10 protein-coding genes are annotated in these 14,790 nt (G+C 70.2%); 1 reads left to right on the forward strand and 9 read right to left on the reverse strand.

Annotated elements, in window-relative coordinates:
- Window positions 1-371 precede the first annotated feature (371 nt).
- The 9 genes from VF665_RS05345 to VF665_RS05385 all read right to left on the reverse strand — a co-directional run bounded on the left by VF665_RS05345 (window position 372) and on the right by VF665_RS05385 (window position 12,233).
- The gene (locus VF665_RS05345; RefSeq protein ID WP_331052384.1) at window positions 372-959 is read right to left on the reverse strand and encodes a DUF2721 domain-containing protein; all 588 of its coding nucleotides are present in this window, start codon (window positions 957-959) and stop codon (window positions 372-374) included.
- Between the two features lie 154 nt (window positions 960-1,113).
- A complete protein-coding gene (locus VF665_RS05350) occupies window positions 1,114-1,524 on the reverse strand; it encodes a hypothetical protein (protein WP_331052385.1) in 411 nt (136 codons plus the stop codon).
- An 8-nt stretch (window positions 1,525-1,532) separates the two neighbouring features.
- Window positions 1,533-1,979 carry a Panacea domain-containing protein gene (locus VF665_RS05355; protein WP_331052386.1) on the reverse strand — a complete coding sequence of 149 codons (447 nt, stop codon included), beginning with the start codon at window positions 1,977-1,979 and terminating at the stop codon, window positions 1,533-1,535.
- Between the two features lie 90 nt (window positions 1,980-2,069).
- Window positions 2,070-2,858, reverse strand: coding sequence for a S8 family peptidase (locus tag VF665_RS05360; RefSeq protein ID WP_331052387.1), 789 nt, complete (start codon window positions 2,856-2,858; stop codon window positions 2,070-2,072).
- Window positions 2,855-4,048, reverse strand: coding sequence for an HlyD family secretion protein (locus VF665_RS05365; RefSeq protein WP_331052388.1), 1,194 nt, complete (start codon window positions 4,046-4,048; stop codon window positions 2,855-2,857). Before VF665_RS05365 ends, VF665_RS05360 begins: the two co-directional genes overlap by 4 nt.
- A gap of 13 nt (window positions 4,049-4,061) precedes the next feature.
- The gene (locus VF665_RS05370) at window positions 4,062-5,876 is read right to left on the reverse strand and encodes a peptidase domain-containing ABC transporter (RefSeq protein ID WP_331052389.1); all 1,815 of its coding nucleotides are present in this window, start codon (window positions 5,874-5,876) and stop codon (window positions 4,062-4,064) included.
- A 170-nt stretch (window positions 5,877-6,046) separates the two neighbouring features.
- A complete protein-coding gene (locus tag VF665_RS05375) occupies window positions 6,047-8,074 on the reverse strand; it encodes a lanthionine synthetase LanC family protein (RefSeq protein WP_331052390.1) in 2,028 nt (675 codons plus the stop codon).
- A gap of 53 nt (window positions 8,075-8,127) precedes the next feature.
- Complete coding sequence (locus VF665_RS05380; RefSeq protein WP_331052391.1) at window positions 8,128-9,132, reverse strand: thiopeptide-type bacteriocin biosynthesis protein; 1,005 nt, start codon at window positions 9,130-9,132, stop codon at window positions 8,128-8,130.
- Entirely contained in the window at window positions 9,129-12,233 is a 3,105-nt protein-coding gene (locus VF665_RS05385; protein ID WP_331052392.1) for a lantibiotic dehydratase, read from the reverse strand. The genes VF665_RS05380 and VF665_RS05385 overlap by 4 nt, the downstream gene beginning before the upstream one ends.
- 907 nt (window positions 12,234-13,140) lie before the next feature.
- Here VF665_RS05385 and VF665_RS05390 point away from each other — a divergent pair.
- The gene (locus tag VF665_RS05390; RefSeq protein WP_331052393.1) at window positions 13,141-14,571 is read left to right on the forward strand and encodes a class II fumarate hydratase; all 1,431 of its coding nucleotides are present in this window, start codon (window positions 13,141-13,143) and stop codon (window positions 14,569-14,571) included.
- The last annotated feature ends 219 nt before the right edge of the window (window positions 14,572-14,790 follow it).

Genomic DNA, 14,790 nt, shown 5'->3' on the forward strand with positions numbered 1-14,790 from the left:
CCTCCTTCAGGATGACAGGGCCTGCGCTCGTAACCGCTTGCACCGCAGAGATCTGTCATCCTGAGCGGCGCGCCGCGCCGGGCCCTCAGCCGGTCCGGATCGTGGCGCGCAGTCGAATGATCTACCTGCCGCCGAGCCAAAGTCGCGACAGGCACACCCGTTCTCACCGGCGCAGTAGATCCTTCAGTCGGCGCCAGGGTTCAGGCACGCGGAAGGGCACGCGCGGCGCCTCCTTCAGGATGACAAGGTTCTGTGCTCGCAAATCATTGCAGCGCAAATTCTTGCCGTCATGGGCGAAGCGCCGCGCGAACTCATCATGCCGCGCAGTCGAAGCATTCCGCCACGAGGCGTCCGACCTGCGGTCAGGAGGTCTACTCTCCCCCGTCCCCGCCGGAGGGGGACCGGGTGTCCCGCGCGCGGCGCCAGCGGCGAAAGGTGCCGATGCCCGTCACCGGAGAAACGTCGGGGCCGTAGTGCTCACCGATGCGCTTCACGAAGTCCATCTCCTCGTACACGGACGCCAACCCCAGCCGCGATTCCAGGATCAGCAGCACGCTGGACCAGAACAGCAGCCCGGCGCCCACCATTCCCAGAAACAGCGCAAACCCCGCGTACGGCAGCCCCAGCGCCGCCACCAGCCCCAGCGTGGCGCTGGTGGCGATGAAGATGGCGAGCGCCATGTACAGCCGGGTGAGCGCGCGCGTCAGCAGCTTGGTGCGCCGCGCGGTGCGCTCCAGCAGGTGCAGGAGCAGTTCGCGCTCTTCCGCCAGCATGGTGCGGTCCTCTTCCGCGTTGGACAGGTCGATGATGTTTTCGGTGATGGACCGCGTGCGATCCACGGCACGGGTGAGGCGGTTGCTGGTGGCCAGCACCAGCGAACTGCTCGCCAGAATGAGCACCGCCGGCGTGACCATGGCCGACAGTGCCGCGAGCGTCGACGAAAGTTCTACGTTCTGCATCCGGATTCGCCGCGTGAAACGATCAATTTCGCACAGCAGACAACGTGCACTCCGCACGCCCAGGGTCAAGAGGACCACCGCAGAACGGGCCTTTCCGCATTCGCGGAAAGGCCCGTTGGCATCTGGAGGACGGCTGTCCATGCGAGCGCCCGCGTCAGTGGTCGTACAGCCTGAAGGCCGGATCCAGCCAGACGACGTGGAAGATCTCTCTGCTCCGGAAGCCCACCATTGGCTTCATGCCGCTGAACCTCACGGCCAGGAACTGCACGTCCTCTGTGATGCTGGCCGGGATGGCGGATTTGATAGCTTCCCGCGCGATCTTTTCCGTCCCGAGACCATGACGCGGAGCGTTCCGGATCTCCTGCCAGGTGAGCCTGGAGAGCTTTTCCGCCGTGAGCGCGAAATTCGCCTGGTCCTCGCGCTGACAATCGCTGATCTTCCAGCCTTCAACGAGGTGACGCAAGCAGAATACAGGCGGGACGCCATCGGTGGAGCCGGTAGAGTCCGCGCCCGCCTTGATGCGGCCTTTCGGGGGATCGGGGGGAGGCTTGATGCGCTTGACCACCGCCCACCCTATTCGGTTACGAAGTCCTTGTAGAACTCACGCATGGCGTCGTGGGAGATAGTGCGGCCGCGGGCGCCGGCTTCGTACGCCTCGATCCACGGCTTCTCCGCGTGGGTGAGGTTCCGAAGCTTCCAGGCAGAGTACTGGCCAAAGACCTCGTACACCTCATCCATCAGTTCCACGGCCGCATCGCCATAGTCACTCCGGTCGAAATCATCGGGCGGTGGGATGTTTTCCGAACCGAACGCCCTGTACTCGCGATACAGCTCGGGCACGACCGGCCCGTGTTCCCAGGCTTCTACGGCTTCGGGGAACAACGGCCTGCCGTGCATGGCCAGATGAAAAGCCTGCGCGTAGTAGACGAGCTTCTGCAGCTTGAGATTGGAAATCCCGTCACCGACTTCCTCCTCTACCTTGGAGAGGAAGTACTTCGCTACGTCACATGCGCGGAGCATCTTCGCCTCCTCTGCATCCGAATGAAACCCGAATGTCCAATCTAGCCGGTTTTGAGCGCCGGGTCAACGCTTCCGTGCGTCGGAACGCGATCACCCCTTCGCGGCCCCCCCGGAAGGAAGGGCAAAGGCGGCGAGCATCTCGCGCACCTCTTCCAGCGTGGCCCCGGGGTGCCGCTCCAGGATGAGCGCCACGATCCCCGCCACGTTGGGCGCCGCAAAGCTCGTCCCGTGCTTCACCACGCGCTCCCCGCCGATCCACGTCACCGGCTGCGCCACCCCCCACGCCTCGATCTCCACCTTCATCTCGTCCCCCGTGTGAAAGCGGAACTCGAAGGGCGAGGCGAAGCGGCCGGCGCACACCCCGATCACGTTCTCAAAGATGGCGGGATAGCTCGCGCCCCCGGCGTTGTCGTCCGCGGCGACGACGATGATCCCCGCGCGGCGCGCCTTTTCGCACGCGGCGTACAGCGGGACCAGCGCCGACTCCAGCCGCGTGCCCAGGCTTACGTTGATGACCTGCGCGCCGGCCTCCATGGCCCACAGCATGGCCGCCTGCAGCGTGCCGGGCGAAGTTTCGAGCACGCGGCCAAAGACGCGCACGGGGATCACGCGCGCGTCCGGCGCCACCCGCAGCACCAGGTCCACGCACGCCGTTCCGTGCCCCAGCACGTCGCCGTCGTCGTCGTTGCGCGCCATGGCGAAGTCGTCCGCGGGGTCCACGAACGAGATCCCCGGCAGCACCCGCGGGTCGGCGAGCGCGCGGTCGTACCCGCTGTCGATCACCGCCACGCGGATCCCCGCGCCGGTGGCGCCGCCCAGCGCGTCGCGCACCCACGCGGCGGGAACGGGCGGCGCGTCCAGCATCTCCGGGCCGTTCACCGGCGGTCCAGCTTGTCGCGCACGTACATCCATGCCAGTTCCAGAATGCGCCCGCTGCGGGTAACGATGTTGGCCTGCACGCTGTACCCGCGGCGGAACTGCTCCAGGTCCCCGCGGTCCGCCTGGCGGGCGTCCAGCGCGGCCACCACGCGGTACAGCCCCGGCCCGCTGGGCGCCGTCGCCGCGCCGCTCCCCGCCGGCGCGGGCGAACCCACCGGCTCCGCCGCGATGGAGGTGATGTGCGCCTCCAGCTGGCGCCGGTCGTCCTGACTGAACGCCTGCACCTCCAGCCGCACCACGTCGCCGCGCTCGATCTTGTTCACGTCGCGCTCGGGAATGAGCATGCTCACCCGCCAGTCGGCCAGGTCGCCCACCTCCAGCAGCGTTTCGCCCTCGCGGATCAGCGCGCCGGGAAGGCGGCGCTCCACCTCGTCCGTCAGCACCACGCCGGCGGCGGGGGCTGTCACCACGGTGCGCCCCAGCCGCTCGCGCGTTTCGTCGATCTGCGCCTGCAGCCGCTGCATTTCCGTCCCCGTCTTGCGCTCGTCGTAGCCGCGCAGCGCCAGCATGCTCGTTTCGGTACCCGTCATGGCGATGTCGGCCTGGGCGCCGCGCACCTCGCCCACCGCCAGGTCCAGCACCACGTGCTGCCCGGGGCGGTAGGCGGCCAGCAGCGAATCCACGTTCTCGCCCATGTCGTGCTCCACCATGCGCTGCAGCAGGGTGGCGCGCGCGGTGGTCAGGCGGGCGCGGGCGCGGGCCAGCTTTTCGGCCTGCTGCTGCCGCTCCAGCGGGGTGGCGGCGGCGCTGCGGTCGCGGTCAATGGCGGCCGAGCGCAGCTGCGCCTCCAGCTGCGCGAGCTGCGTCCGCATGGCCAGCCCGTCCAGCTCCAGCACCGGCGTGCCCGCTTGTACCGTGTCGCCCGTGCGCACCAGCACGCGGCTCACCACGCCGCTGGCCTGCGCACGGACGGGCCAGAGCCGCACCGGCTCCAGCACCCCCGCCGCCTTGACCGTCACGTCCATCCGCACCGTGGCGGATACGACCAGCGCGGCAATGCACAGCGCCGCCACCGTCAGCAGGGTGATGCTCACGCTGCGCTTCACCAGCCCCGCGCCGGGCTGCCCCTCGTCGTCCAGGTGGGGGAGCCGCAGAGGGATGACCTCGTGGTTCTTGCGGGCGGTGCTCATGGCGCGGTTCTCCTCATCCGGCGGCGGGGGCCACGGCGCGCAGCTTCCGGCCGTCGTCCGCCGGGGTTTCGGCGCCCAGCATCAGGCGGTAGGGCTCGCAGTCGCGCAGCAGGTCGGCGTGCGCGCCGGCCCCGGCCACGCGCCCGCCGTCCATCACGATGATCTGGTCGGCCAGCGCCGCCGTCGGCACGCGGTGCGTGACGAAGACGACGGTCTTGCCCTCCAGCCGGGCGAACAGGTCGCGCAGGATCTCCGTTTCCGTCGTCATGTCGATGTTGGACGTGGCCTCGTCCAGCAGCAGCACGCGCGTGTCGCGGATCAGGGCGCGGGCCAGCGAAAGGCGCTGGCGCTGCCCGCCGCTGAGCGTGCTTCCCCACTCGCCCACGGGGGTGTCGTACCCCTGCGGCAGCCCGCGGATCAGCGGCTCCAGCCGGCACAGCCGCACGGCGTCGTCCACCGCGGCGCGCGAGGGGTTCTCCGCCCCGAGCGTAAGGTTGTCCCAGATGGTGCCCTGCAGCATGCTGAACTCCTGCCACACCACGGAAATCTGGCGCCGCAGGTCCGGCAGGGGAATGGTCTGCGCGTCCACGCCGTCGAAGAACACCTGCCCGGAGGTCGGCTCCTCCATCCGCGTGATCAGCCGCAGCACGGACGACTTGCCGACGCCGCTGTGGCCCACGACCGCGGTGATCTTTCCCGGAGGAAAGTGCATGTCGATGTCGTGCAGCACCCGCTTTTCCGCCGAATAGCCGAAGTGCACGTCGCGCATGCGGATGTCGCCTTCCACCACGTGGGTGATGGGCGGCGGCGGAAGGTAGGCGTTGGCGGGGTCCTGCTCGGTGGGGCTGTCCAGGTACTCGAACATGCGCCCCAGGCTTACCGCGGACTGCTGGAACTCGGCGAACAGCCCGGTGATCTGGGCCATGGGGTTGTACATGAACCCCATGTACGCGCTGAAGGCGATGTACGACCCCAGCGTCATTTCCTGGTTGATGATGAGCCGCCAGGCGTACCAGGTGTACAGCGCCGTTCCCGCCGCGCGAATGCCGGCGTTGACGGCGCTGAAGAACTGCCCGTAGCCGCCGGCCTTGAGCTGCACGGCCAGCGCGCCCTTCATCTGCTTTTCGGCGTGCGAATACACGTAGTGCTCGCGTGCCATGGCCTTGAGGCTGCGGATGTGGCTCAGCACCTCCACCTGAAAGGCGCCCAGGTCGGCGTACGCTTCCGCGCTCTTCTTCCAGTACTTGCGCATCACCCGCGCGCTGATGGTGGTAAGCCCGACCGTCAGCGGGATGGTGATGAGGGCCACGATGGCCAGCTTCCACTGCAGCAGAAACAGAAAGGGTGGAACCAGGATCAGGTACGCGCCGTTGACGAACAGCGTCTCGAACACCCGCGACACCGTGGTGAGCGAGCTGCGTACGTCGCCGAAGCGGCTCATGATTTCGCCGACCCGGTGCTCGTCAAAGAAGCGGACGGGCAGGTGCTGCAGGTGGTTGAAGAAGAGGAGCGAGGTGGCGTTCCCCAGGTGCGAGGTGGTGAAGTTGCTGAAGTAGCCGCGAATGGCGCCCATGACCGCCTGGGCGATGGACACGGCAAAGATCCCCGCCACCAGCACCTGCATGAGGGAAACGGAGCGGGTGGGGTACACCTCGTCGATCAGCAGCTTGCTCAGGTACGGCGTCGCCATTCCCAGCACGCCGAGCACCAGCCCCAGGGCCATGCCCTTGGCGAGCGCGCCCCAGTACGGCCGAATGAGCCGGATGAGGCGCATGAACTGCTGGAATGCCTCGCGAAGAGGCGGAATGTCTGCGCGCGGAGGCGCCATGGCGACGGTCGGTTGGCGGGGAGGTTCCCGGACTGCGTGGGCCGTTCCTTCGTTTCCGGCCAGCATCTAAAGATAACGCGGACAATGCGTTCCCGCACCGGGTGAGCCCGGCCGCGGGTGCACGTGCGCGCCGTGGACGGGAGCGGGGCGCCTGCCCCGCCCGCGCCGGCCTACGCGGCGGGCTCCATCTGGCGCTCCACGCCCAGAAAGCCCGCGCGGTAGGCCTGCTCCACCTGCTCCATCACCCGCGCGCGCAGCCAGCCGCGGTCCACGCCGCCGCCGCCGGACACCGCCTCGGCCACCGTCTCCACCACTTCGTCCACGGTGGCGGGCTCGCGCACCCGCTGCAGCACCACGGCGGCAAAGGGGCTCAGCCGGCGCACGTGCGCGGAGCCGCTGCTGAACTGCAGCAGGTAAAAGACGTCGTCCTCCTCCGGCGCGGCGCCGGGCGCGGGGGCGGTCCACGCGTCCCAGTCCCAGCGCGTCGCCACCACCCGCGCCCGGGGCGAAAGCTCCAGCCGGCTCTCGTCCCACTCCACCTCGTCCACGCCGCGGCGGGCGAGCGCGTCGGTGTACTCGTCGGTGTAGTCGGCCACGGAGCGGGCCAGCTCGTAGCGCGCGCGCTCCACGGCAAAGGCGTCTTCCAGCAGCTCGCGCCGCTCCCCGGCGCTGGCCGCGTACGCGGCCAGCGCGTCAAAGGCGCGCTCCACGTCGGAGCGCACAGGGGCGGCGCCCATGGGCTCGCGCGGCAGCAGGGCCTCCGCGTCCACGCCCAGCGCGGCCCAGCGGCGCAGCGTCTGGCCAAAGTGCTCCCGCACTACGCGGTCGCGCATCTGCGCGTAGCCGTCCGCGCCCGCCGCCCCGCCCCGCGCGGCCGCGTCGTCCGGCGCGGTCACCAGCAGCGGCGTGGGCACCTCCGGCCGCGCCAGGCGCAGCAGGAACATGCCGATCCCCGCCTCGCCAAGCAGCAGCCCGGGGTCCGACACGGCGCCCATGGTGCCGCAGGGCCAAGGGGTGCCGTCGGGCCCGCCGTGCCGGGCGATGCCGGCCCGCGCCGCCTCGCGCGCGGGAGCCAGCAGCTCCGGCTCGCCCAGCACCCGGGCGCCCACCAGCAGCGTCTCGGCGTTGCCGCCGCGGCCGTGGCAGAGCGAGTAGTTGGTGGACACCTCCGAGGCCAGCGAGCGCTCCACGTTGCGCATCGCCGCGCGCGCCTCGTCCAGGTACACGGGGTCGCGCAGCAGCTGCCAGGCGCGCAGGCGGCTCAGCCCGATCCCCGGCGCGCCGTGGCACCACGCGCTCATGTACTTGCCCTGGTGCCGGGCCAGGGTGCCGCCCCCGCGCAGCAGGGTGCGCAGCTCCTCCATCCGCCCCTCGAACTGGTACTCGCCCAGTTCGCCGTGGCGCAGGTCCGGCCAGTTGTTTTCATCCTCGCTGTAGAAGCGGCGCTCGTACAGAAACGCCTGCTCCGCCGCGTAGCGAAAGCGCCCGTCGCCGGTGGCGGCGTACAGTTCCAGCAGTCCGTGCCCGATGCCGGCCGCGCCGTGGGCGTAGCCGTTCAGGTTGCGCACGCTGCTGTTGCGCATGGTGGCCCAGCTCCAGCCGTCCGCGTCGCGCGAGGCCGTCTCGTTCAGGTGCTCGCCCAGGCGCACGGCGATCCCCATCACCAGATCACGGTCCACCCGCCGCGCCAGCTGGAGCAGCGCGGGGAGCGCGCCGCCACCCCCGGCGATCACGTCCAGCCCCAGGTCCTGCGACTCGTTCCCCGCCAGCGGGCGCAGCACCTCCTCCGCTTCGGTGAACAGCTCCGCGTGCCCGGTCAGCTCGCCCACGCGCATGGCAGCCCAGGCGATCCCCGGCCGGCCGCTGTGGAATCCGAAGCTGTTGTCCGCCAGTTCGGCGGCGCCGTTCAGCGCAGTGCGAATTCCGCCCAGCGCGGCACGCATCACCTCTTCGCCGCCGCGGGCGGCGTACAGCTCCGCTAGAAAGACGGCGATGCCCGCCGTGCCCTCGTAGATGGCGCCGCTGGCCGGGGCCGGAACGGCGCGGCGCGCGGTGGGGTTGGCCCGGTCCGGCTGCATGACCGTCCAGGTGCAGGCGTCGCCTGTCCACTGCGCGGTCTGCACCAGCCGCTCCCCGATCTCCGCGGCGGCGTCCAGAAAGGGGAGGGTGCCGGCGTCGGCGGCGGGGTCCATCGTCATGGTCGGCTCGGGTTGGGCGGACAGGGGGTGCCCGGCGGAGGTGGACGCGGCGCTCACGCCGTTTCCCCTTCCACCGCGGCCAGCGGGCGAAGCAGGGCCCGGTTCAGCAGAAAGGCCAGGTAGCTTTCTTCCTGGATGGTGATTCCCAGGCGGTTGTTCATCATGTGCGCGTAGCTGGGTACGATGCCCGCCACGGCGCGCTCCCACGACTCCGCCGGCGAGCCGCCCACGCGCAGCAGGCCGGCGTCGGACAGGGCCCGCAGCTCGTCGCGGCAGGCGCGCAGGCCGGCGGCGTATGCGTCCAGCGTGTCGGAAACGGGCTCGTCCTCATCCAGCCGCAGCCACACCTCGTCCACGTACTCGGCCAGGGTGCCGGACTGCTGCTGGAACCCCTGGTCGAACGCGTTCAGGTAGGTTTCGCGGCCGCCTCCCTCGTGGGCCAGCGAGCGCAGGTAGCTGGTGCTGTACATCTGCCCGAACGCCGCCCCCCGCTCACGGTCGCCCAGAAAGACGTGCACGAGCACCACCAGGGAGAGCAGCCCCTTGCCCAGCCGCGACGAGCGCTCCGCGCCCAGCCGGGCGATGAGCTCGTACGCCGCGTCGCTGGACACCTGGAACACGCGCTCCGCCACGGGAAGCGCGTGCTCGCCGCCGTACCGCTCCGTTTCGCGCTCGTACGCCACGCGGGAGATGCGCAGGATCCGCAGCGGCTCGTCTTCCGCGCGGGTGCGGTGCGGCGCCGCGGGAAGCCCGTCCACCACCACGTCCGGGCTGTGCGCGCGAACGTGCTCCACCAGCGCGGGCCACACCGTTTCCTGCAGCACGCGCGGGTCGCCGTGCAGGCGCAGGCGCAGGTGCGGGCCGTGCTCGCTGTAGCGGATGAAGAAGTGGGCATCCGCCCATCCCTCGGCCATGCAGCGGCGGACAAAGGGCTCCGCCACGTCCAGGGCAATGCGGTCGCAGTCCGCGGCGTAGATCCACCCATTGATGAACAGGTAGACGCTCAGCCAGGGATCGGCCGGGTCGAACAGCGCCGGCGCCTCCGTCGCGTCCGTCATCGGGCGGCCAGCACTTCCTCCGCCGCAGCGGCGGGGGTGGAGGCGGTTCCGCCGGGGAAGTACAGCTGCACCACCAGTTCTGTGGCGTACGCCTCGCCGTCGTGGCGGGCCAGCGCCTCGCGGTCGGGGTAGCGCTCCTCCAGCACGGCGCTGAAGTGCTTGAGCCCGGTGGCCACCCGGCCCAGAAGCGCCACCACCAGCGGGTTGCCGAAATCCACGAACTGCGGCTTGAAGAAGTCGCGCGAGGGCTGCGTGTGCTTCTTGGCGGGCGCGGCCGCGTCCGCCTGGCCTTCGGCGGCGGCCTCCGTCGGCTCGTCGTGCGCTTCTTCGGCCGGCTCGGCGCCCTCGCCCTCGGCGTGCGCTTCGTAGCCGGGGATTTCCGCGGCCTCGGCGGCGGGCTGCTCCGGCTCGGCGGGCGCGCCCGGCTGTGCGGGCCTGGGCTCCGGCATGGGCTGAATGCGCAGGTACGCCGTCTCCGGCATGCCGTTCTCCACCCGCCAGCGGTTGGCGCGCACAAAGAAGTCGGCGCCGCTCTCGTCCGGGCGGCGCTGCGGAAACAGCGCCCCGGGAATGCTCCACCGCCGGCGCGCCAGCACCAGCCGCCCGAAGGTGATGCGCGGACGGTGCACGATGCGCGGCGCCGGGGCGTCCCCCTCGGCCGCCACCGGCGCGGGGGCTGCCGGAACCGCATCGTTGGCGACGGGAGCAGCATCGGCCGGGGATGGAGCCGCACCAGCCGGGGAGGGAGCCGCACCGGCCCCGTCAGCCGCACCCACGGCGCCCGCCGTGCCAGCTCGGTCCGCGCCATCCACCGCGTTCGGCGCGTTCGCCGCGGGCCGGTTGGGGCGCGGTGCCTCCGGGCTGTCCGGAATGGGCGGGGCGAACATGACCGGCGGAGTAAAGCGCGACAGCAGCTGGTACAGCGGCGGCCGCATGCGCGGGTTCAGGAACCCCAGGTCCACCGGGAGCACGCGCCGGCCGCTGGGGCCGTGCATGAGGCAGAGGGCGTGCGGGTCTTCCGGGTCCGGCTGCACCACGATCTCGCTGCTGCGGAGCTGCTGCTCCGTGGCGCCGCTCTCGCCGGTGGGATAGCTGATTTCCCACTGCAGCAGCGGGGGATGCAGGTTGGCGTTGAACTGCGCGTCGCCGCAGATCTCTGCCAGCAGGTCGCCGCTGAGCGCCGCGTTGGCCGCGCGCACGTCCTGCTGCACGTCGTCGGGCAGCATGTAGAGAAAGCGAGAAAAGTACTTGCCGTACCCGGCCGTGTAGCTGGACGCCTGCAGCATGAGCGAGGGGTCGCCGCCCTCCGCGCCGCCGGGCACCAGCAGGGCGAACGCGCCCATGCTGCGCGGCACGCCGCTCACCGTTTCCGCGCCCGCCACCGCGGCCTCCACGTCCGCGGGCGAGATCTCCACCGACTCCGCCCGCGGGCTGGCGTTCCACGCGTTCCGGTACAGCTCGGAAAGGCGCGAGCGCACGGTGCCCATGTCGCGGATGACCTGCAGCCCGAACGGGTTGCCCACGTCGTACGGCGCCTCGCCCTCCGCGGGCGGCTTGTTGCGCTGCTGCTCCTTTTCTACGTGCGCCTTGAAGTGCTCGCGGTAGAAGTCTTCGTAGAACTTGAGCAGCGGCACCGGGTCCGGGCTGCCGTAGTAGCTTTCGAAGAAATGCCGCATGGTGGCCTGTTCCGCGCGCGGCCAAGCGAGGCGGGCGGTCAGGCGCACCCAGGTGTCGAAGTCGCTGAAGGCGCGGCGCACCCCGGGCGTGAGCGCGATGCTGGCGGACGCGCTGGAGGTGGCGTCCTCGTAGAACGGCATGTCCTTGCGCAGCCGCCCCTTGATCTCCATCGCCTCCAGCGCGCTCAGGATCAGCGCGTGCATGTCGTCGATGACGGCCGCGCGCTCCTCCACCCCGGCGTCGCTGTAGCGGGCCACCCGCTCGCGCATCCCCTCCAGCAGCTCGCCCGTGCGCCGCGCGTGGTCGTCATCCACGCCGCGCAGCAGCTCGCGAAAGGGGAGGTCCCAGTCCGCGTCCTGCTCGCGGATGCCGGTGTGAAAGCGCAGAAAGCCGATCTCGATCAGCTTGTTCAGGTACGCCTCGGCCTCATCGGGCGTGGCGTCGATCTCCGGATCGCTGCTCAGCGCGCCGATCAGGTCGCCCAGCGTGGGCCCGGCGCCGTCCGCAAAGCGGCTGGCGATCAGCTGCAGCACCTCGTTGTCGGCCAGGCGCTGAAAGACTTCACGCCCGTCGATGGCGGTGAGAAAGACGAGCCGGCCGCCCTCGGCGCGGATGGTGGGGTTGCCCTCCACCCGCAGGGCGTGGCGCACGGCGGGGCGCGTCTTGAGGTGGTCGAACAGCAGGCCGTACAGGAACTTGTTGATGCGCACGAAGCTGCGCTTGTTGCGCGGCGAGCCGTCAAAGACGGTTTCCCCCTCGCTCCCCTGCGCCTCTCCCGCCACGAACGAGCCGGGGATGATGGCGCAGAAGGTGGCGAACGGGGTGGCCTTGGCCGCCATGCGCGTGTAGTAGCGCAGCAGCCCGCGCTCCGTCTTTTCGTCGCGCCCGGTCAGCTCGCCGCGCGTGGCGGCGTCCACGTAGCGGTCCAGGTGGGCGTACAGTGCGCGGCTGCTCACCAGCAGCCCCTTTCGGAAGTCGGCGTCGCGCACCAGCCCGGCGAAGCGCGTGCGCAGCGCGGCGGTCTCGGTGCCGTACGCGGCGCGGATGCGCTCCTCCAGCCCGCGCGCCGCCTCCAGGTCCGCCGCCGCGGCCTTTACCTGCGCCAGCACGACCGCGTCCAGCAGCGCCTCCGCGTCCGCCATGCGCGCGGCGGACGGCACCTTGCCGTTGTACAGCTCGCGCTTGAGGGCGATCAGCTTGTTGCGCGCCGGCTTGTCCGGCGCGGCCCCGATCGCTTCAAAGAGGCGCTCGCTCACCGCCTCGCGCACGGAGGCGATGCGCGCGTCCACCCGGGCGAGCTCACCGGTCAGGCGCAGCGTTTCCCCGGCGCGCAGCTCGTCAACCGTGTCCACCGGCGCGCCGCCCACGCGGCACACAAAGCGCGGAAAGAGGGAGTCCGCGCCGGGCTGCGCGGCGTCATCCATCCAGGGTTCCATGGGGGCTTGGTGCGGCTGAGCCGGGTATCCGGCGTGGAAAACGGCGGAAGAAGACAGTATGCGTCCGCGCGGCGGGTGCCGGCCGCGTGCGGGGGCGGCCGTGTGAAAACAAGCGCGGTGGATCGAACCTAATCAAGATTTGCGCAGCCCCGCAAGCCCGCGAGCCGCCACATTTATGATGCTACGGCAGTGCGTTGCAGCGGACCTGAACACTTGTTCCAAGTGGACGGGAAAACGCATCCACGGGTTCAGGCACCACGGTCCGCTGGTGCGCGCTCCCTGCCCCGCCCGAACCGCAGGCTTTCCCCTCGCGCCGTCCTTTGCGCGGGGCAGGATCGCGCCGCACGCCTGAGGCGATGAGCCGCACGCAAGCCTCTTCTGGCGGGCACAGCAGATTGTGTCGCACGAGCGGTTCCGGCAGCTCCTCAGGCACACAAGTCACTGTGCCAAAACGAGTTAGGAGCGAAGAACCTGTCATCCTGAGCGGAGCGCTGCGCCGTTGCTTCCGCCACACCGAACCATGGCGCGGAGACGAAGGATCTACTTGCCGCCGAGCCGACGTCGCGACGAGCACGCCCGTTCTCGCAGGCACAGTAGATCCTTCGTCGGCGCCACATTGCCGTCTCGCCGCAAGTGCGTCCGGCGCCTCCTCAGGATGACAAGTTATTGTGCCAAGGCGAGTTGAGAGCGCAAACCTGTCATCCCTGGACCGCCTCGTCTGCCGGGCCGAGCCCTGCGCGAGCGAAGGACCGGCCGTCCACCCGCGCCGACTCCGCCACCCGCACACACGTTCGCGCAGGACAGTGAGAGCCCGCATCGGCGCCATGCGTTGCGCTCCCCCGGCGCGCGCCGCATCTTGCCCGCCGCAGCAGCCTGACCAACCCCGTACGACCGCATGAACATGACGGATACGAGCACCCCGGCCTTCCGCACCGAACGCGACTCGCTGGGCGAAATGCAGGTTCCCGCCGAGGCGCTGTACGGCCCGCAGACGCAGCGCGCGGTAGAGAACTTTCCCATCAGCGGCATCCGCTTTCCGCGCCGCTTCATCCACGCGCTGGGCACCATCAAGAAGTCCTGCGCGCGCGCCAACCACGAAATGGGCTGGCTGGACGCGAACATCACCGACGCCATCAGCCGCGCGGCCGACGAGGTGATCGCCGGCACGCTGGACGCCGAGTTCGTGCTCGACATCTTTCAGACGGGCAGCGGCACCTCGAGCAACATGAACACCAACGAGGTGATCGGGTCGCGCGCCACGGCCCTCCTGGGGAGCAAGGTGCACCCGAACGACCACGTCAACATGGGGCAGAGCTCGAATGACGTGATCCCCACGGCCATGCACGTTTCCGCGCGCGTCGCCATCCACTCGGACCTGATCCCCGCGCTGGAACGGCTTCGCGACGCGCTGCTGGCCAAGGCGTCGGAGTTTGACGACGTGGTCAAGAGCGGGCGCACGCACCTGATGGACGCCACGCCGGTGCGGCTGGGGCAGGAGTTCGGCGGATACGCGTCGCAGCTGGAGCACGGCATCCGCCGCCTGCGCAACGCCTCCGACGAGCTGGCCGAGCTGGCGCTGGGCGGCACCGCGGTGGGCACCGGCACCAACGCGCACCCGGACTTTCCGGCGCTCGCCATCCGCTACATCAGCCAGGACACGGGGCTGGAGTTTCGTGAGGCAGAAAACCACTTCGAGGCGCAGGGGGCCAAGGACGCCTTTGTTTCCGCGTCCGGCGCGCTCAACACGCTGGCCGTCTCGCTGATGAAGATCGCCAACGACATCCGCTGGCTGGCGAGCGGGCCCACCTCCGGCCTGGCGGAAATCTCGCTTCCCGCCGTGCAGCCCGGTTCGTCCATCATGCCCGGCAAGGTGAACCCGGTCATGAGCGAGGCGATGATGATGGTGTGCGCGCACGTAATGGGGAACCACACCACCGTCACCGTGGGCGGCCAGCACGGCAACTTCGAGCTGAACGTGATGATGCCGGTGATGGCCAACGCGTTCCTGCAGTCCGTGTCCATCCTGTCCAGCGCCTGCGACGCGTTCCGCACCCGCGCCGTGGACGGCATCAAGGCCAACCGCGACCGCTGCCGCGACCTGCTGGAAAAGAACCCGGCCATCGCCACGGCGCTCAACGCCTACATCGGCTACGACGAGGCGGCGGCGGTCGCCAAGGAGTCGGCCAAGAACTTCGAATCCGTGCGGGATGTCGTGAAGCGCCGCGGCCTGCTGAGCGACGACCAGCTGGAAGAGGTGATGAACGTGCGCGGGATGACGGAACCCGGCATTCCCGGCGGCGGCGCCCCGGGCGGCGGCGCGGGCTGATCGTACGGCAACCGCGTCTCGCACGAGAAGCTCGGCTGCCTGTGCGAGACGCCGCCGACCAGAGCGAGGCGGTGCAGAGAAGATGATCGTGGATGCTGGCATTCGTGAGTGCGTGAGGATCGCCCCCCGCACCGCCACGACGCCGGAGCCATCAGCGGCTGTACATGAGCAAGCGCGGCGGGGGAGGGATCCCCTGCCGCGCTTGCTGCATTCGTGACG

The organism is Longimicrobium sp. (genome assembly GCF_036387355.1).
Classification (GTDB): Bacteria; Gemmatimonadota; Gemmatimonadetes; order Longimicrobiales; family Longimicrobiaceae; genus Longimicrobium.

Excerpts from the sequence above, each read along its gene's own strand:
- VF665_RS05345 (WP_331052384.1), bottom strand. The coding sequence starts at position 959 with ATGCAGAACGTAGAACTTTCGTCGACGCTCGCGGCACTGTCGGCCATG.
- VF665_RS05355 (WP_331052386.1), bottom strand. The coding sequence starts at position 1,979 with ATGCTCCGCGCATGTGACGTAGCGAAGTACTTCCTCTCCAAGGTAGAG.
- VF665_RS05365 (WP_331052388.1), bottom strand. The coding sequence starts at position 4,048 with ATGAGCACCGCCCGCAAGAACCACGAGGTCATCCCTCTGCGGCTCCCC.
- VF665_RS05370 (WP_331052389.1), bottom strand. The coding sequence starts at position 5,876 with ATGGCGCCTCCGCGCGCAGACATTCCGCCTCTTCGCGAGGCATTCCAG.
- VF665_RS05375 (WP_331052390.1), bottom strand. The coding sequence starts at position 8,074 with ATGACGATGGACCCCGCCGCCGACGCCGGCACCCTCCCCTTTCTGGAC.
- VF665_RS05380 (WP_331052391.1), bottom strand. The coding sequence starts at position 9,132 with ATGACGGACGCGACGGAGGCGCCGGCGCTGTTCGACCCGGCCGATCCC.
- VF665_RS05385 (WP_331052392.1), bottom strand. The coding sequence starts at position 12,233 with ATGGATGACGCCGCGCAGCCCGGCGCGGACTCCCTCTTTCCGCGCTTT.
- VF665_RS05390 (WP_331052393.1), top strand. The coding sequence starts at position 13,141 with ATGAACATGACGGATACGAGCACCCCGGCCTTCCGCACCGAACGCGAC.